The sequence below is a fragment of the Alteromonas lipotrueae genome (assembly GCF_019249255.1).
Lineage (GTDB): Bacteria > Pseudomonadota > Gammaproteobacteria > Enterobacterales > Alteromonadaceae > Alteromonas > Alteromonas lipotrueae.
The window spans coordinates 408,080-426,076 of sequence record NZ_JAESDJ010000002.1; the positions used below are offsets into that span (position 1 = coordinate 408,080).

The 17,997-nt window shown below is 44.8% G+C and carries 14 protein-coding genes; 5 read left to right on the forward strand and 9 right to left on the reverse strand.

What is annotated here, in order from left to right; translation table 11 throughout:
• Window positions 1–247: 247 nt before the first annotated feature.
• Both KYS23_RS05185 and KYS23_RS05190 read left to right on the forward strand, forming a co-directional pair.
• Window positions 248–1,198 carry a choice-of-anchor A family protein gene (locus KYS23_RS05185; RefSeq protein ID WP_159534337.1) on the forward strand — a complete coding sequence of 317 codons (951 nt, stop codon included), beginning with the start codon at window positions 248–250 and terminating at the stop codon, window positions 1,196–1,198.
• Between the two features lie 26 nt (window positions 1,199–1,224).
• Window positions 1,225–4,059: a tetratricopeptide repeat protein gene (locus KYS23_RS05190; RefSeq protein WP_218418178.1), complete on the forward strand. Its 2,835-nt coding sequence runs from the start codon at window positions 1,225–1,227 to the stop codon at window positions 4,057–4,059.
• Here the strand turns inward: KYS23_RS05190 and KYS23_RS05195 are convergent.
• The 8 genes from KYS23_RS05195 to argC all read right to left on the reverse strand — a co-directional run bounded on the left by KYS23_RS05195 (window position 4,049) and on the right by argC (window position 14,044).
• Entirely contained in the window at window positions 4,049–4,909 is an 861-nt protein-coding gene (locus tag KYS23_RS05195) for an alpha/beta hydrolase family protein (RefSeq protein ID WP_218418179.1), read from the reverse strand. The genes KYS23_RS05190 and KYS23_RS05195 overlap by 11 nt on opposite strands.
• 91 nt (window positions 4,910–5,000) lie before the next feature.
• Entirely contained in the window at window positions 5,001–7,256 is a 2,256-nt protein-coding gene (locus KYS23_RS05200; RefSeq protein WP_159528329.1) for a sensor domain-containing phosphodiesterase, read from the reverse strand.
• Window positions 7,257–7,388: 132 nt separating this feature from the next.
• Window positions 7,389–8,699 (reverse strand): amino-acid N-acetyltransferase, encoded by a 1,311-nt coding sequence (argA, locus tag KYS23_RS05205; RefSeq protein WP_159528331.1) that lies wholly within the window; start codon window positions 8,697–8,699, stop codon window positions 7,389–7,391.
• Between the two features lie 4 nt (window positions 8,700–8,703).
• Window positions 8,704–10,086, reverse strand: coding sequence for an argininosuccinate lyase (gene argH, locus KYS23_RS05210; protein WP_159528333.1), 1,383 nt, complete (start codon window positions 10,084–10,086; stop codon window positions 8,704–8,706).
• Between the two features lie 10 nt (window positions 10,087–10,096).
• The gene (locus tag KYS23_RS05215) at window positions 10,097–11,302 is read right to left on the reverse strand and encodes an argininosuccinate synthase (RefSeq protein WP_159528335.1); all 1,206 of its coding nucleotides are present in this window, start codon (window positions 11,300–11,302) and stop codon (window positions 10,097–10,099) included.
• Between the two features lie 14 nt (window positions 11,303–11,316).
• Window positions 11,317–12,228, reverse strand: coding sequence for an ornithine carbamoyltransferase (locus tag KYS23_RS05220; RefSeq protein WP_218395620.1), 912 nt, complete (start codon window positions 12,226–12,228; stop codon window positions 11,317–11,319).
• On the reverse strand, window positions 12,225–13,031 hold the full coding sequence (argB, locus tag KYS23_RS05225) for an acetylglutamate kinase (RefSeq protein WP_159528339.1): 807 nt from the start codon (window positions 13,029–13,031) through the stop codon (window positions 12,225–12,227). The genes KYS23_RS05220 and argB overlap by 4 nt, the downstream gene beginning before the upstream one ends.
• Window positions 13,031–14,044, reverse strand: a complete 1,014-nt coding sequence (argC, locus tag KYS23_RS05230; RefSeq protein ID WP_218395618.1) for an N-acetyl-gamma-glutamyl-phosphate reductase — start codon at window positions 14,042–14,044, stop codon at window positions 13,031–13,033. Before argC ends, argB begins: the two co-directional genes overlap by 1 nt.
• Window positions 14,045–14,570: 526 nt before the next feature.
• Between argC and KYS23_RS05235 the strand changes: the two genes are divergently transcribed.
• Complete coding sequence (locus KYS23_RS05235) at window positions 14,571–14,981, forward strand: methylglyoxal synthase (RefSeq protein ID WP_159528343.1); 411 nt, start codon at window positions 14,571–14,573, stop codon at window positions 14,979–14,981.
• 65 nt (window positions 14,982–15,046) lie between these two features.
• On the opposite strand, the gene KYS23_RS05240 is transcribed toward KYS23_RS05235, so the two are convergent.
• Window positions 15,047–15,883 (reverse strand): hypothetical protein, encoded by an 837-nt coding sequence (locus KYS23_RS05240; protein WP_159528345.1) that lies wholly within the window; start codon window positions 15,881–15,883, stop codon window positions 15,047–15,049.
• Window positions 15,884–16,042: 159 nt separating this feature from the next.
• On the opposite strand from KYS23_RS05240, the gene KYS23_RS05245 reads away from it, so the two are divergent.
• Window positions 16,043–16,792 carry a flagellar basal body L-ring protein FlgH gene (locus tag KYS23_RS05245; protein ID WP_159528347.1) on the forward strand — a complete coding sequence of 250 codons (750 nt, stop codon included), beginning with the start codon at window positions 16,043–16,045 and terminating at the stop codon, window positions 16,790–16,792.
• Window positions 16,793–16,804: 12 nt separating this feature from the next.
• Entirely contained in the window at window positions 16,805–17,995 is a 1,191-nt protein-coding gene (locus KYS23_RS05250) for a flagellar assembly protein T N-terminal domain-containing protein (protein WP_159528349.1), read from the forward strand.
• The last annotated feature ends 2 nt before the right edge of the window (window positions 17,996–17,997 follow it).

Consider the following 17,997-nt stretch of genomic DNA (forward strand, 5'->3'; position numbering starts at 1 on the left):
TTTAGAATACTCATTGCACCAATGTTGTGCCTTAAGTTAATTTAATGTAAAAAATATTGTCGGATGTCAGTAAATTTTACAAGCTGATATTTAATATAATAGCTGAGTCTATAAATTTTATTTAAATCATGAGTTTGCATGTTTGGTGTGAATTTTGCAAATCGCGTACTAAAAGGCACAAGTTTTAGCTTTATTTCCTAAGTTAATAGACTTGGCCATACTTTATACAAACATAAGGCAGTGCGTAATGATTCGCTTAGCAGTGTTAGTGATGTCGTTGTTTACATTTATAGCTTCGGTGAGCGCCGAAGAGACTACTTCAAGCACATTAGGTACTTACAACCTCATCTTGTTGGAAGATTATAACTTTCAAGGTGGAGACGTGCAGGGACAGGTGCTTATCGGTGGTGATTTGAATGCTAGCGGTCATGCGGCTGAGTTCGGAAGTCGACTTGCAAATACAAATACTGCCATAGATGCCGTTACCATTATGGGCGACGTCAATGCTAACCAAATTCGTGTATTAAATGACAATAATTTAGTTTATGGCGGTTCACTTAATGTATCGCACGTAGAACTGAATGACGGTAATGATGGCAAAGCAATCTATAACGCCGACCTCAGTGTTGATGACGTCGCGGCCTCACTTCACGCCGATTCAGCTTACTTTGCTAGCCTTAGCGCGAATGGCACGTACAGTGATGGTATATTTAACTATATAGGTACTGACAGCGTTGCAGTATTTAATGTGTCAGCTGACGATATCTTTGCGCAAAATAGTAATTTGTCACTAAACTGGGGCGATGCAGAAACCGTTATCATCAATGTTTCTGCGAGCAACGCGCTTGCGAATGACATAGTAGTAGGTGGTGGAGTGAACCTGAACAATGGTTTCAACGGTAGTGAAGCGTTTTCAAATGTACTGTGGAACTTCTACGACGCAGAGAGCATTGACTTTAATAGTTTAGCGGTTAAAGGTTCGGTGTTAGCGCCCTTAGCGACAACCCGTGGTGGTGCGTCGTTCGATGGCTCTTTCGCTGCGGTTTCATATACCGGCGCCCGAGAATTTCATAACTATGTATTTAATTATGAGACACCTTCAGCGCCTCCAGTGGTGAGTGTGCCAGAGCCACCTACCATTGCAGTATTAGCGTTATTGTTGTTATTCTTAAGCTTTAGAAGAGCACGCTGCGACTAAGTTTCCATAGCAGACTATGTTACTTGATGAGTAAAATCTCTCCCCCGCTTTCTATGAATACAAGCGCACTGTGTGCGCTTGTTTTCTTTGTGTGTTTTTCTTTTTCTTTCTCAGTATATCCTGCGAATAACGAAGACTATGAAAAAGGGAAGGCTTCCTTCGCCCAAAAGGAATACAAAGAAGCATTTATTTATGCGAAGAATGCACTTCAAGCTGAACCAGACTATTTACCCGCACAGATATTATTGGCACAGTTGTATCAGGTTAACGGCATGTTTAACCAAGCAGACGCTGCATTTCAAGCTGCCTATGACGCAGGGGGCGATGCAGGGCTTATTTTCGAATCTTGGGGCGAGGTACTACTTCGCTTAGGTGAGAGTGAGCGCATCCTCTCTCTTGATTTTGATTCAACCTTTCCTGTTGAAGCGCGAATAAACTGGCATACAATTCGTGCTAAGGCGTGTATACAGCAATCTAGAATATTGTGCGCTAGGTATGAATATGACCAGATCTTAACACGCGCTGCTGACCATCCCAAAGGCCTCAACGGGTTGGCACTATTAGCCATACTTGAGCGTCGTTTTAAAGAAGCTGAATCCCTATTAGCGAAGTCCATGAGGCAAAGTGATATCCAAGCGCAAACGTGGTGGCTAAAGGGGCAACTGGCCAAAGAACGTCGGGAGTATGCGCAAGCACAAACGTTTTACAGCAAAGCTTTCTTGTTGTCTCCCAATAATCCAACCATGGCGCGTAGTTTAATTGATGCTTACATTTCTTCTTCTGACTTTGATGCTGCGCTTTTAATCACTGAAGATTTGTTGCTGCAAACGGAAGGCGATCTTTACGTATTGTTCGTCAATAGTTGGCTGACTAGTCAGGTTGAATCCTTAGCGGTTATCCGGCCTCAGTTAGAGCAAATTGCTACCCAATTAGCCAACGTAGATGACGTGATGTTGCATACTGACCCCGCACTTTATTACCTACGCGGTATGGTGGCGTTGATGCAGAAAAATTACGAAACAGCCCGCGATAATTTTCTCAGTTATGCGAAGTACACAGAAGAAGATGTACAAACGGCGATATTGCTAGCAAGTACTAATATTGCGCTTGGGGATAAGAAATCAGCGATGTCAGCTTTGCAGCCTCATGCAGACACCTTGATAGACAACAATATTGATCAAGCCTTAATGCTCGGAACGCTTTTTCTTGAGAACAAGCAGAATTTTGCAGCAGTAAACTTATTGAATAAATTGGAAGAAGCATATCCAAATAACGTTAACGTCGCTTTATATGCGGTGCGAGTAAACTTAAGTCGCGGGAAAGTTGCACAAAGCAATGCGCAACTGTCTCGTTTAAAAGCACGTTACCCTGAAAATCGGCAAGTACTGATGACCTATGCGCTACATCATCTCAATAACGGAAACTCGGTACTCGCTGGTGAAGCAATTGCGCTTCTGATAACACGCTTTCCAAGTGACGTGTCGATTCAAAATATGTACGCTGCGCAGCTTATTATTAATAAGCAGTACGAAAAAGCGCAAGAGGTTCTTGATAAGGTACTTATACAATCACCGAGGTTGTTCGCAGCACGCTATAATCAGGCAACCTTGTTGCTCCAGCGTAATGAGTTAGATGAAGCAAGGGAAATATTACTCTCCCTATCTGCTTTACGTCCTGAACATTTGCAAGTTGCTTTTCAGCTGGCCAAAATTGATTTCCAAATGGGTAATCTTCAGGCAGCCATTTCAGGCTTTCGTAAAATATTAGTGTCTAATAGTGCTGCGGCACCATCGAACGTTACCTTTGCGGCAGTAGCAGCCTATGCGCAAGTAAGCGACTACAAGCGTGCTATAGACTTGCTGAGAACGCTGTTAGCTAGTGAACCTGGAAACCAAGTCGCGTTAGTGCAACTAGCAGGGTTCTATGTAAAAGTAAGAGATAAACAACAAGCGCTTACTACACTTAAAAAGATGGATATTATCCCGTCGCTTTCTATCAACACTCGACTCGCGCAAGTCGCGCTTTGGACAGCATTAGGCCAGCAAGCCAAGGCGTTAGAGGTCATGAAAGGTACACATGAACTAGTGCCAGGTGATAAAAATATCCATTTGCAGCTGGTGAAGTTGATGCTTGCTTCTGGGGAATTGAAAGCTGCCGCGACTTCCCTTGAAATACTTGAAAGCGACTTCCCTAATGACCCGCTAGTGAGATTTAAGCAAGGTGAATTAGCACAAGCGCAAGGGCAATTAGACACAGCCTATCAGTATTTTGAAAACGTTTTGGCACTAGATGCAAGTTTCGACTTGGCCTTAGCAAAGCTGTATTCAATTAGTGTGCAACAGCAAAGCTTTAACCGCTTGTTGGCGCGCTTAGATAGTATAGTAAAGCAAGATCCAACGCGTTATTTCCCTCGCAATTTACTTGCTCAATATCACTACTACTATGGCGATAGAATACAAGCTATTGGTCATTATCAGCAATTACTTAGTCTTGTTGATGACAATAGCCGATATGCCATGTTAAATCGGTTGGCTATTTTACATTTTCCCACCAATACTAGCCAAAGCTTCGTTTATGCAAAACAAGCGTTTGAGCTTGCGCCCAACAATGCAGATGTCTTGCATTCCTATGGGTGGAGCTTAGCGCTTAATGGCCGTTACAAAGAAAGCTTACCTATTCTAAGAGAGGCATCGGCAAGGGATGCGATATCACCATCACTTAAATATCGATTAGCCTATACACTTTATAACTTGGGTAGCCTTGATGAGGCCGAACGAATTCTAACGTCATTACTAGCCAAAGAAGAATATGTTGATCTCCACTCACAGGCCGAAGCGTTGCTTACAGAAATTAAACGTTGAGGTGAGCTATCAGAAAATCACTTACCTCCGGCCACAGCGCTTGACATTTCCTTGAGAAGAACTTCATGTGGCCTATCTCTGCAAGGTTATAGTCATTTGGCTCGATGAGACGGATTTCAGCGTCTAGCTCTGGAAAAACGCTAATCATATCCTCAACATTCAACAGGTTGGCAATATCATCATCGCTGGCTAACAACCATTTAGATGGCAGGCGTATATCATCATACCAGTGCTTGAGTACTTCTTTACCAAAGGCTTCCTTTACATAACCCTGGCCATTACACCACTTTTGCCACTGCCTACTAACACCGCTAGGCAAAGGCTCACCCATACCCACTAAATGCGATTTAGTGTGCCCGAAAAGTAGGTTATTTAAGGGAATATAAAAATTCATGAAGAAGTGCGCTTTTAGTAAGTAGCTTGCTCGCATGTTGCGTAAACTGCCCGATGAGCTTCCGAAGTTACAAAATGCAGTAAGATCGTTTACGTTTGGCATTAGCCCTAAAAGTTGGCCGCCTGCACTATGGCCAACTAAAAAGTATTGGATCTTAGGGAAGTGCATTTTTAGGGTTTCTAATACGGCGGGCATATCTTGTTGCCCCCAAGTGACTAGCGACGCTTTACTGTGTTTAACCTTACCTTTTAACGATTCAGCAATACCGCGGTTATCGAATGTGATCACACCAAATCCCTGCTCACAAAGGTAGCTAGCAAACGCCGCGTAAAATTGACGCTTGATACCCGTGGCTGGCGCTATCATTATTGCGCCTCTAACGGCGTGCTCTGGTGTGTAAAGTGTCGCGGTTAAGTGAGTACTGTCTTCACAGGTAACGCTGATATCTTTAAGCATTCGTCGTTCTCGCTCTTCTGGTCTTACCAGTAAAGCGGGAGCCGATTGAAATTGCAAGAGAATGGGTATTTAAATTTGTTATAGACCGCTATCAAACTGCGGATTTTCCAACGATGATGGCTGTCTCCATTCCTTGCCAGGCCTCAAGAGGAGCTGGCTTCCCGAAAAGGTAGCCTTGAAATAGGGTAAAACCCATGTCGGTGAGTAACTTAAGCTGTGCTTGGGTTTCTACCCCTTCGGCAATGGTTTTCATATCGAGGCTTTTTGCCAACTCTAGCGTCATCTGAACAATTTTTCGGTGACGCTCTGAACTGTCTATACGATCTATAAATTCTCTATCAACCTTTAATACCGATGCTGACATATCAATAAGTTGCGACAACGACGCGTGGCCAGTACCAAAGTCATCAATAATAATAGTTGCGCCCACATTGGCCAATGAAGTTAGCCTGCGTTTCGTTTCTTGGTGACTTGCCAATACTGATGTTTCTGTTAATTCAAGTTTCAGGCGCTCTCGTAAAAATGGGCTCTCTGAATAGCGGCGTAGTAGCTTTTCGTAGAACAAATCACTGAGTAGTTCAGGGCCTGACAAGTTTATTGCCACGGGAACTGGCGGAATAGTGTTCGGCCAGTTTTCTATAAGCTCGATGGTGTTATCGAGCACCTTTTGAGTAAAGAGAATATGCCAGTTATTCTTTTCAATAACAGGAAGAAAATGGTAGGGGTGAAGTATCTTATCCTCTTCATCATCTTTGAGCCTAGCAAGCACTTCAAAGCCGACAATTGCATTATCAATTGAAACTTGAGGTTGTAGCCATAACGCTAAGCAGCGATTGTCGAGTAACCGTTTCACCTTGTCTCTATGTTGCGTGTCTTTACGAATAAGTTTTACTACGTTGCTATCGAACTGACTGAAATCTTTGTCGCTACTGGCTTGGCTTAAGGCGATTGCACAAGACTCAGTAACCTGAGAGGGCGACTTGGGGGTGTTTACTTGTACAAAACCGCCCAACCAGTTTAGTGTTTGAGTTCGCTTTACGAAATTGTCATCAATCTGAATAGTGCGGGGAAGCTTATTCCGAAGCCAAGTATTAAAGTCTTTGGACTTGCGGGAGTCATGTTGACTTGAGACCAGAAATCTAGCGCCAGGTAATCGATATACGTTCACCGATGCGGGCAGCACACTTTGTATCTGCGCCGCACATCTGGCCAATGCTTTATCACCTTGGGTGTAACCATACTGCAAATTAATGTCACGTAAATTCGCAAGTTTTAGCATGACCGCGTGTGTGTTTGCGGGAACGGGCTGATTAATACTGCAATTCCAATAATGGTGGTTTCGCAGGCCGGTGAGCTCATCGTAATAATGCTTTTCAAAATGCTGGCGTTTAAAAGCGTCAAACTTGCGGTCATGTTCCGTTGCCTCAGATACGTCGAAGCAATGGATCAATTGTTTTTTGTGGTGCTGAAGGCTGGCAGATTGAAGCTCGAAGGTGGCATGTGGATTGCCCGATATATGTGTCTTTTGCCGATGACCTGCACTTAGCGGCTCATTTAGCTCAAAAAGTTGATGAATATAATGGCAGGGTTCCGGTAATTGATTAATCAGTTTTCGGGCGCTTTTGTTAGCTTGCAATATCTTCCCTTGCTGATCACAAAAAAGGGAAGGGGTGCCGCCGTTGTTAAAAATTTCTTGATAGCGACTTACCAGTTTTTCCATCTTTTTCGTTTGCTTCAAGTTTTGCGATGACTGACTTTCCAATGATGTCATCACGCGAATCACTGCCATGGGAAGGCAAAAGTTAAAAAACAGGAATATTAACGAACTTAAATAGGTGTGAGTGTCGGGTAAGGTGATGTCGATGCCGAAAAGTGGGGCAATTGGCTGGTTGTTTATTAGAACGGCAAAAGGAATAAGGTTCACAAACATACCAATCATGGCGGCTTTATTGCCATAAAACAGCCTCAAAATAATGGGAAGCGTGAAGAAAAATAACAAGCCGTAACGAGCCGAGGCAATATCTATCGTGAAGAATAGTATACACAGCCCCGCTAAAACTATAGTGAGGGTAAGGCTGGCTGACGCGAGTTTTATTTGACCTTTACGAAGCCCCAATGTGGCGTAAAGTAACGCTGAAAAGCCAATAGTAAGATACAAAACGTAATACATGCCCTTTTGATAGGCGGCATAAGATGAGTGCAGTACGATGGCTGAGGTTAAGGTAACACCAATAAGAAGGATAATTCGCAGCACGCTAAGCTTCCATGTATCAGCGTCTGGGGCGCGAACATGCTCTGCATCAAGAAGAAGGTAACGTTTGAGTAACGTACTGCAACGATTAAACACTACATATAACCGAGTAATTATTCTATCATCAACGTTATCTCAGCCTTGGCTGTTTGTCGAGAATATTGTTTTAAATTGCTGATATTTATTGATAATTTAATTTTTCTTTTAAGGTGCGCGCTAAATCATAATCTATATGTTTAGGGTGAACACTTTAGAGTTACGCTGAAAGTTATAAAGTTCTTTTTTCACTTCTGGCAGAGCACTAATATCTGCGTGTTCAAAACCTTGCTCTAAAAACCAGTGCGCAGTAACTGTAGTAAGCACGAATACACGATTGATATCCGCTTCGCGGGCTCGTATTTTAACTTCATCTAAAATTCGTTCACCACGATTTTTACCGCGATAATCAGGGTGGGTAGCTACACAGGCTAATTCAGCGCAACCATCTTCGGGGTAAAGGTAAAGCGCCGCACACGCGATGATCATCCCGTCCCGAACAATTACAATAAATTGATTGATTTCACTTTCCAGCCGTTCACGTGAGCGCTTAACCAATACACCACTTTCTTCTAGCGGTTTAATGAGTTTTAAAATGCCACCCACATCATCAATAGTCGCGGCACGCAGTTGTTCGTAGTGATGTTCCATCACCAACGAGCCTGTACCATCGCGGGTAAAGAGCTCTTGCAGCAATGCGCCGTCTTTTTCGTAACTAATGCAGTGCGCTCTTGGCACACCAGCGGCTACGCTGGTGGTAAGGGCACGCAAAACGGTATCTTCGGTAGTGATATTGCCACTCATAATGAGCTGTTCTAGCTGCGGGCGCTCAATAGTGCGAAGTAACTTTTCTTCACTATTGTAAATACCGTCAAAGTTAGAAAACACAATGAGCTTATCAGCCTTAAGCGCAATGGCCGCTTGAGTGGCTACATCTTCATGGGAAAGATTAAATACTTCCCCTGTAGCTGAATACCCCATAGGGGAGAGCAACACAATAGAACCATCGTTTAAGTGGTCGTTAATGCCGGTGGTATCAATACGGCGAACCATGCCGGTATTTTCGAAATCAATGCCATTTCGCACACCCATAGGCTTAGCAACCACCAAATTACCTGAACACACCCGAATTTGTGCGCCGTGCATCGGTGAATTAGGTAGTCCCATGGTAAGTAAGGCTTCTACTTGTGAGCGCACAGAGCCTGCGGCATCTTTAACGCACTCTAGGGTTTGCTTGTCGGTAATACGCACGCCATTTTCAAATCGACCTTCAATGTTGCGAAGGGCCACGCGTTGATCAATCTGCGGGCGTGCACCATGTACTACTACCACGCGAACACCTAAGGTATTCAGCAGGGCAATGTCATGAATAATATTGGGGAAGTTAGGATGTTCAATGGCTTCGCCACCGAACATCAAAACAAAGGTTTTCCCTTGATGAGCATTGATATACGGCAGTGAACTCCTGAAAAGTTTAACGCCGTCATGATGGGCAAGCACCATGTGATTACCCTTGCTTATCTAGGTTTTCTAGCTCTTGATACAGTGCTTTAGTCACTGTTTCTTTGCTAGTGCCACCTAATATGTTGCGCTGATTTACGCCGTACTCTAATTGCAATACGGTATAAACATCATCTTCAATTTTATCGCATACAGCTTGCAAGCTTTCTAATGGTAAATCTTCAATCGCACAGCCTGCTTCAATGGCTTCTAGTACCACTTTACCGGCAATATCATGACCCGTTCTAAACGGAATACCCTTGCCTACTAAGTAGTCGGCAAGCTCAGTGGCGTTGGCAAAACCTTGTGTCGCGGCTTCGCGGCAACGCTCTTCATTAAGCTGTAATGAGTCAAGTACCTCGGAAGCAATGCACAAACAAATATGCCATTGGTTTACCGTGTCGATGGCACCTTCTTTGTCTTCTTGCATATCTTTGTTGTACGCAAGAGGTAAACCTTTCATGGTCACCAGCAAGGCTTGCAGTGAACCGAATACACGGCCACATTTACCGCGCATAAGTTCTAATGCGTCAGGGTTTTTCTTCTGTGGCATTAGCGACGAACCTGAGGTTACGCTATCGCCAAGCTGCAAGAAGCCCGCTTCGCCAGAGTTATAAAAAATCATGTCTTCGGCCACGCGAGACAGGTGCATCATGCTGGTGCTCGCGACAAACAAAAGCTCTAATACGAAATCTCTGTCTGATACAGCATCTAGACTGTTTAAGCATGGCGAGTCAAAGCCTAACTCTTGTGCAATAGCGTGGCGGTCAACGGGGTAAGTCGTACCCGCTAATGCACCAGAGCCCAGTGGGCACTGATTCATACGGTCTTTTAAATCGTCTAAGCGGCTTAAGTCGCGCTTAAACATTTCAACATATGCTAAGCACCAGTGAGCAAAGTGTATAGGCTGAGCACGTTGCAAGTGGGTGTAACCAGGAATAATGGCTTCCTGGTGACGACTTGCGGCATTAAGGAGTGAGCGAATAACGGCCACAACATCACTACGAAGTGACGCAATATGCTCACGCACCCACAAACGAAAATCTGTAGCTACCTGATCGTTACGGCTTCGGCCCGTATGAAGTTTGCGGCCAATATCACCAAGTTGTTCAATAAGTGCAGACTCAACAAAGCTATGAATGTCTTCTTCGCTAGAAGCGTTAAAGTCTAGTTCACCCGCGTCAGCTTTCGCTTTCAAATCGCTTAGTGCACCTTCAAGTTGTGCTTGTTCGTCTGTGGTCAGTACGCCTGCTTTTTGCAGCGCACGAGACCAGCTAATAGAGCCTTGAATATCTTGGCTTGCCATCACTTGGTCAAACGGCAACGAATCGTTAACCTGCTTGAACATGCTACTCGCGCCTGATTCGAATCGACCACCCCACAATGCCATGTGTTACTCCTTAACCTTGATTTTTTAATGCAGCGATACGACTTGAAAGACTGAACAGGCGAATAAAGCCTTCAGCGTGTTTTTGGTCGTAAACATCATCTGCACCAAAGGTAGCAAAATCTTCTGAATAAAGGCTGTTAGGTGAGCGGCGTTGTGTAACGGTCGCCTGACCTTTATAAAGCTTCACTACGATGTCGCCAGTCACTTTCTTAGCGAAAGATTCTGCGCCGGCTAGTAAGGCATCGTTTAAGGCTGTGAACCAACGGCCATCGTACATCACGTGCGAGAACTCAAGGCCAATTTGCTCACGGTATTTAAGCGCGGCTTTATCAAGCACCATTGTTTCAAGGGCTTTATAAGCTTTGAGCATTACTGTGCCTCCTGGTGTTTCATAACAACCACGGGACTTCATGCCCACTAAACGGTTTTCAACAATGTCAATACGACCCACACCGTGTGCAGCTGCCACTGTGTTTAGCTTAACCAGCGCTTGGTAAGGCGATAAGGCTTCACCGTCAACGTGAGTGAGTTCACCTTCATTGAAAGAAAGCGTAACACGCTCAGGTGCATCTGGAGCATCTTCTGGATCAACCGTCATGGTCCAGATTTGTTTGGTTGGCTCTTGCCATGGATCTTCTAATTCCCCGCCTTCGTGGGAAATATGCCATGCGTTTGCATCGCGGCTGTAGATTTTGGTGGCAGATGCCGTGGTTTCGATATTACGCTCAGCTAAATAAGCCAATAGGTCTTCACGCGATACCATGTCCCACTCTCGCCATGGCGCAATAACAGTGAGCTGTGGTGCAAGGGCAGCGAAGGTACTTTCAAAGCGAACTTGGTCGTTACCTTTACCGGTACAACCATGGCAAAGTGCATCAGCACCTACTTTTAAGGCAATTTCAACTTGCGCTTTGGCAATAACCGGGCGAGCCATTGATGTACCAAGTAGGTATTCGCCTTCATATACCGCGCCCGTTTTAATGGTGGGGTATATGTATTCGCGCACGAACTCTTCTTTTAAGTCAACGATGTGACATTCACTAGCACCTGAAGCGATTGCTTTTTCATGCAAACCTTCTAGTTCTTCATCGCCTTGGCCAACATCGGCCGCAAAGGCAACGACTTCGCAGTGATAGTTTTCTTTAAGCCATGGAATGATGGCTGAAGTGTCAAGGCCGCCTGAATAGGCGAGTACGATTTTCTTTACGTTTTGCATCTAAAAGAGTCCTCTTAGGCACTTAATAATTGAGTGAGAATGGCGTTTTGGCCATGCATTCTATTTTCGGCTTGTTGCATTAATAACGACTTGTCGCTATCAATCAACGAACCTGTAATTTCTAGGTCGCGGTGTGCCGGTTGGCAGTGCATTACATAGCTTGCACCGGTAGATTCCATCAGCGCTTCATTGACCTGATACGGCATAAATTTCGCTTTAATATCAGCCAGCGGCGTTTCGTCACCCATCGACAACCAGGTATCAGCGTAGATCACATCAGCGCCGTTTGCAGCGCTAACGTCGTGGCTTTCAACGATGGTCGCGCCCGTTTTTTCGGCAAGCTTTTTAGCATGCGCGACAATCTCGGCATCACATTCGTGACCTTCTGGCGTAACCACTACTTGATTGCAGCCTAATAATGCACCTGCAATTAACAAAGAGTGGGTTACATTATTGCCATCACCAATGTAGGCCATGGTAATGCCTTGGGTCTTACCAAAGCGTTCGAATACGGTGAGGTAATCGGCTAATGCCTGACAAGGGTGATACTTGTCGCAGAGTGCGTTGACTACAGGCACTTTAGAGGCAGTAGAGAACTGCTCTAACGTGTTGTGAGAAAAAACTCGGGCGACAATAGCATCTGCCCAGCATGCTAGATTAGCCGCCATATCGACCGCGTCTTCACGGCCTGCAAGTTTTCCACCTTGGCTATCTAGATACACCATGTGGCCGCCTAAGCGATTAATACCAATATCGAAGCTGACACGGGTACGCAAGGAAGGCTTTTCAAACAAGGCGACTACCGATTTTCCGGCTAATACATTGCTGTAGCTCGAAGGTGATTGCTTAATTTCAACAGCCAAATTCAACAGCTTATGCATTGCTTCGGGTGTCCAATTGGAAAAAGTCAGTAGGTCTTGTTTCATAATGCGTCTCCTAGTACGCCATGTTCCGGTGCTTGCGATGTAGGTAATACCTGCGTGCCCGTATTCTTATTTAAAATATCAGTTATGTCAGCCGTCCAGCTAGCAATATAAACCGGGTGTCCAAGGGTATTGGCAGACTGCAGCGCGGCGTCTACCTTAACTTTCATACCGTCGGTAATCACCCCTGCATGTGCTAGCTCGGTAATTGAATCGTGATTAAGCACTTCAATGAGTTGCTTGTCAGCATCAAGTACACCATCAACGTTCGATAGCAACAATAATTCAGCATCAAGCAACTCGGCAACGACAGTGGCGGCTTGATCTGCGTTGATATTCAACAAACGCCCTTCAGGACTACTGCCAATTGAGCTTATAATCGGTAATGTGGCTTGCGCTAATGCACTCTTAAGGAAAGAGGCATCGGCAGTTGAAGGAATGCCCACAGCGCCATATTTCTCAGCCATCGGTTGGCACACTACCATATTGCCATCAAGTAAAGAAAGACCGACGGGCGTTAATCCTGAGGCAATCGCCGCAGCACATAACTGTTTGTTTGCAGCGCCGGCTAATGCACCACAGATATAAGGCATATGCTCATCCGGGGTAACCCGCAAACCATCAATTTTGGTGCTTGCCAAGCCTAAACTTGCCATCAGGGTTTCAACCAAAGGGCCGCCACCGTGAACCACAGCAACAGGGCGTGATTGGCTGACGTGTTTAATGCTTAAAAATAGCTTTTGCATAGCGGCTGCGTCGTCTAGCAATGCACCGCCCACTTTTATTACAACGGGTGAACTGTTCATTATTGCACGAGTCCTGTTTCAACCGGTTGGGCAGTCATAATGTTAAGGCACTGAATCGCCTGGGATGCTGCCCCTTTCATAACATTGTCGATGGCTGCCGTCACTACTGCATAACCAGATGTTTCATCAAACTTCCAGTGTAAATCAACAAAAGGCGTATGCGCCACATCGTCAATTTTAGGGAAGCTTTCGCGTAATCTTACCAAAGGCGCATTAGCATATGCTTCGGTAAAGGCGGCATCTAGTTGAGCGCTAGTCACTCCCTTATTTAACTTAACCGTAACAGTGGCAAGTATGCCCCGTTTAAAGTTGCCTAAATGAGGAGTAAATATAACCGGCGTCGCTAAATAGGCTTCAATTTCTGGCGTATGGCGATGACCAAGCACACCGTAAGCTTGCAAGCTAACTTCATAGAAACTTGACGTTAGACTGGCTTTTCTGCCTGCTCCCGAGACACCCGATACCGCGTTGATCACAGGGCGAACCGCATCATCTAATAGGCCATTTGCAGCCAAAGGTTTCAGTGCTGACAAGCTCGCAGTTGGGTAGCAGCCAGGTACTGCAATGATATCTGCTTGTGCAATATCGTCTTCGTACCATTCCGCCAGACCGTATACCGCCTCGCTCAAACTGGCTTTTGCGGTATGAGGGAAACCATAAAACTGCTCAAAAACTTGGGTGTCTTTAATTCTAAATGCACCAGATAAGTCGAGTATTTTTGCTTTGCCCGCAGACAAAGTTTCCATCCAGTCGTGGCTAGCTTCATGCGGCGTTGCTAACAATACGAAGTCCATCTCGGCGGCCAGCTCGACTAATATGTCATTACTAATAGGCGTCAACGTATAGTTGAGGTGGGCTAGATTGCCATGCAGAGCCGCAATGTTTTTGCCCGTATCAGCGCTATTTTCAGAGACATAAGTACCCTCAAGCGACAAAGCAGGATGTTGATGAACTAATTGAACTAGCTGTGCGCCGGTGTAACCACTGGCACCAATAATCGAAACGTTATACATAATGAAAAATTCAATAAATGGAGAAAAAAATCACTTTTTACCTTTGTAAACTGATTTGGCGTAATCCTTTGCCTAACCGCTACCACATTACAAAGGTAAAAAGTGTGCTACCGAAAAAGCATATTCGCAGACAATCGTCGTCGCAAGCCATGCAATGTGCAGCTATCCAGGGGAGAGGTTAACTCTTTTACGTTCCCAGTATTACTACCATGAACGAGAGTTGGTTGTGTCATCAGTGCTTCCTGTGTCTGTATCAACCCTAAAGTGGGTTGGATGCCTTAACCGTCACCTAGTTTACTTATATGGAATATTTATGCAATAAAAATGTATAAATATTTTAAGTTTTCAGCGCCGAAGAATTGGCACGAAATAGCTTGTGAGGAGTTTTGTCTATAGTAGCCACTGAGATATGACATAATGTTGACAATTGAGTGTATAAAACTGAATATTTATACTAATTATCGCATAAATCGGCGAAGATACGGATTATCCATGGTTAAACAAACGACAGTTGGAATTTCTAAGTATGAGTAAACTTACCGTTGCGCTAGTCGCTCACGATCATAAAAAGCCTGAATTACTGGCATGGGTTCATAATCATATCGAAATAATGAAACAATGTGACCTAGTGGCAACAGGTACTACAGGCGGGCTCATTAGTGACGAAACCGGACTAGTAGTAAAACGGTTTAAAAGTGGTCCACTTGGCGGCGATCAGCAAATTGGTGCATTAATCGCTGAAAACAGACTTGATGCGCTGTTTTTCTTTTGGGATCCGTTAAACGCAGCTCCTCACGACCCTGATGTTCGCGCACTATTGCGATTATGTTCAGTGTGGAATGTGCCAGTGGCATGTACGCCAGCCACCGCCGATTTAATGGTAACGTCACCACTTTTCTTATCGTCTGAATACAAACCAATTAAGCCCAATTTTTAAGCGTGGCGGCGCTAGCCGCCGCTTATAGCTCTCGTACGTTACCTCCCCAAAGTTTGCGTAACCCCTTAGCCACCAGCTTGTCGACGTACAAATTCATAAACGTCACTGGCAGGTGTTGATGATGTCTCGCCATCGGCCTCATCTATCATTAGGCTATTTTCACCTGTGCTTTCAGTGGCCGTATTACCATTTATTATTTGTTTGCCCGCATCCCATAAATTAGTTGAGATACTCTTACCGGTAAGCCCCTCTACAGTTAGGTCGACGGCGTTATAAAGTAATCCGCCGAGGCCACCATATAAGAAGCTGCCTGCCATACTGGATGCCGCCGCAATATGGCTTGATGTCGTCGCCTCATAAATATCAGACACAACTGGCAAGTGGTTCACAATATTTAGTGCGTCGAACCCGTCTTGAAGCCCCAGCCCGTCCTCACCAAATACCGATGTCATCATGCTATCGAACATCGAGGTTGTTTCGGCATCGATTTCAGTACTTGCTGCTTCTACAGAAGTTGAAGTGGTAGTTGAAATAGCAGCGCTGCTTGATGCTTGTGTTTCGGTATCGGTTGAAGACGTTGATGCTGCCGCAGTAAGCGCCGCGAAGACATTATTTTGTAGCGCACCAAGCAATTGGTTTTGCATTAGACTAATGGCGTCATCAGTGACGAGGTTCGATAACAAGCTGGTATCAAATTGACTTGTACTAGTACTGCTTTGTGAATCTGACGTTTCGTCATTGCTAGCTTCTTCATTTGACAACAAAGCGGCAAACATAGACGGCAAAGACTGGCTAGTTGTTGCCGCTTCCTCTGCCGTATTCGAGGTGGAATTGTCCCCCGTTAATGGTACTGCTGAAAGCAACGAATTTATTGTGCCTTGTGTCGATGTTTCAATGGCCATAACTCCCCCATACCCGCAGGCATATCATTGTTTTGTAAAGGTTTTGCAAAGTTACTAAAGAACGTATTTCGTGTGGAAATTATTCGTTTAAACTTGCTCCTGTTCGGGTCATGGATGGCATTTAATTAACATTATTTTTTATTTCCTTCAGAGCACATTATGAAAAATCGATGCCAGAAAGTGTTTCTTGCCATAATCTTTACAATGACCGGTTGCGCCCAAACGGTTTCACAAGAAGAAGAAGTGGTGGCAAGCAGTCCAACTAACCCAAAAGTAGAGCAACGAGCCATCTCGCCTACCTCTGATAACCCTGCGCCCGGCGATCCCACTTATGCTCCACCGCGGGCTTATCCTGTTGAACAAGTTCGTATTCCTAGTGGCTCTTTGTTTAACCCGGAGCTAGCCATGGGTTTATACCAGCGCCATAGTCAGTACAAAGTGGGCGATATGATTCTAATAAAACTGGATGAGACCACCCAGTCTGAGAAGTCACTTGATTACAACCAAGATAAAAACAGCACCTTTGATATAGAACCTTTAACTGTGCGGGTAGGGGGAATTCAAATTGAAGGCGATGATCTTGAAGTAGACCACGGACAAGACAGTGAATTTACCAGTTCGGCTCAATCAAGCCAGTCAAACTCATTGCAAGGCAGCATTACGGTTTACGTCACCGCCATTACGCCTGCGGGAAACCTGCTGGTCACAGGGGAAAAATGGATAACCATGAATAAAGGAAAAGAATACATTCGCTTTTCTGGTGAAGTACGCAAGCAAGACGTTGATGAAAGCAATACAGTGGTGTCTTCAAAAGTAGGCAACGCACTCATTGAATATAGTGGAACCGGTGATTTGCAAGAGAATCAAGAGCGCTCTGTGATAGACAAATTGTTCGCAATATTCGGTTAATAGGTGAAAAGTATGAAAGGCTATCTTCGTCTGGGTATAGCACTATTAACGCTGTGGCATGTCCCGGCCATGGCGATATGGGTACAAGGTGAAGCAAGTCTCAATTTTACCGGTGCAGACTTAGATTCTGTGCGCCCTACAGTGATTAAAAATGCTATCGCGGATGCGTCTTACAAGAGCGGAAGTGTTATTGCTGCCGAAGATGTTCTAATCAATGGGTTAATACTCAGCAGCAAAGCCGAGCTTCGTACAGCAGGCCGAATACAGCGGGTTGAAATCATTAGCGAAAGCGTTAAAGACAATGTCCTATCGGTAGTGGTGAATGTCAATCTAACTCCCTTGTTTGATTGTGAACCCAATCGTTTTCAAAAGCGTTTGCTGGTGACGCACTTTGCCTTACTCGACTCACGACAGGCGGCCACAGGCGGTATTTATAATATTGGTAAACACATTACACAACGATTTGCGCAGCAACTGAAAAATACCGCGGATACACCTAATGTCATGCAGATATCACAAGCCATGACTAGCGCCGATATGTGGTCTGCCGAAGCACTTTCAGGCGTAGAGTTACAACAAAAATCGACTTACTTACGCGATACCTATGGTCAGCAGTTCGCACTATTCGGCTACATTAAAGATGTAAGTCTGTTTGAGCAAATAGCACAAAGTGAGTCCTTTTTTAGCAGCGACGAGGTAGCGGTTAGGCGCAACTTTACCCTTCAAGTGTTCGTGCTAGATACCTTCAGGCAACGTATCATTTATAACGACAGTTATCACAGTGAAGCAGATTGGGAGTTTGAAAATAGCTATCAAGTCGATACTAACAACAGCTTATTCTGGCGCAGTGAGTATGGGCGAATGGTATTAAACACCGTAAATGCAGCAGTAACCGATATATCTGCCGCTATTACCTGCGAGCCTACCTTTGCGCGCGTGGTTAATACCAGTAACCAGCAGTTGATTGTCGATTTAGGTCTTGCCCAAGGTATCCGCGAAGGCGACAGCTTTCAGTTGTACAAGCAGCAGTCGTTACCGGTACTTTTATCACCAACTAAGAGCGTTATGTTACCGGTAGAAGATGGACAATTCGCCATTACCCATTTAGGGGATGAAGTGAGTGTGTTAAAGGTTGAAGGCGCAGAATCGGCAGTTCACTTATATGACATAGTGTCGCCAGTACAAAAAAAAGACGCAAACTAAAG

What these genes read in the sequence shown, in the direction of transcription:
- argH (WP_159528333.1), bottom strand. Translation starts at nt 10,086, where the DNA reads ATGGCATTGTGGGGTGGTCGATTCGAATCAGGCGCGAGTAGCATGTTC.
- KYS23_RS05250 (WP_159528349.1), top strand. Translation starts at nt 16,805, where the DNA reads ATGAAAGGCTATCTTCGTCTGGGTATAGCACTATTAACGCTGTGGCAT.
- argA (WP_159528331.1), bottom strand. Translation starts at nt 8,699, where the DNA reads ATGGTGCTTGCCCATCATGACGGCGTTAAACTTTTCAGGAGTTCACTG.
- KYS23_RS05220 (WP_218395620.1), bottom strand. Translation starts at nt 12,228, where the DNA reads ATGAAACAAGACCTACTGACTTTTTCCAATTGGACACCCGAAGCAATG.
- KYS23_RS05245 (WP_159528347.1), top strand. Translation starts at nt 16,043, where the DNA reads ATGAAAAATCGATGCCAGAAAGTGTTTCTTGCCATAATCTTTACAATG.
- KYS23_RS05185 (WP_159534337.1), top strand. Translation starts at nt 248, where the DNA reads ATGATTCGCTTAGCAGTGTTAGTGATGTCGTTGTTTACATTTATAGCT.
- argB (WP_159528339.1), bottom strand. Translation starts at nt 13,031, where the DNA reads ATGAACAGTTCACCCGTTGTAATAAAAGTGGGCGGTGCATTGCTAGAC.
- KYS23_RS05215 (WP_159528335.1), bottom strand. Translation starts at nt 11,302, where the DNA reads ATGCAAAACGTAAAGAAAATCGTACTCGCCTATTCAGGCGGCCTTGAC.
- KYS23_RS05235 (WP_159528343.1), top strand. Translation starts at nt 14,571, where the DNA reads ATGAGTAAACTTACCGTTGCGCTAGTCGCTCACGATCATAAAAAGCCT.
- KYS23_RS05190 (WP_218418178.1), top strand. Translation starts at nt 1,225, where the DNA reads ATGAGTAAAATCTCTCCCCCGCTTTCTATGAATACAAGCGCACTGTGT.
- KYS23_RS05195 (WP_218418179.1), bottom strand. Translation starts at nt 4,909, where the DNA reads ATGCTTAAAGATATCAGCGTTACCTGTGAAGACAGTACTCACTTAACC.
- argC (WP_218395618.1), bottom strand. Translation starts at nt 14,044, where the DNA reads ATGTATAACGTTTCGATTATTGGTGCCAGTGGTTACACCGGCGCACAG.
- KYS23_RS05240 (WP_159528345.1), bottom strand. Translation starts at nt 15,883, where the DNA reads ATGGCCATTGAAACATCGACACAAGGCACAATAAATTCGTTGCTTTCA.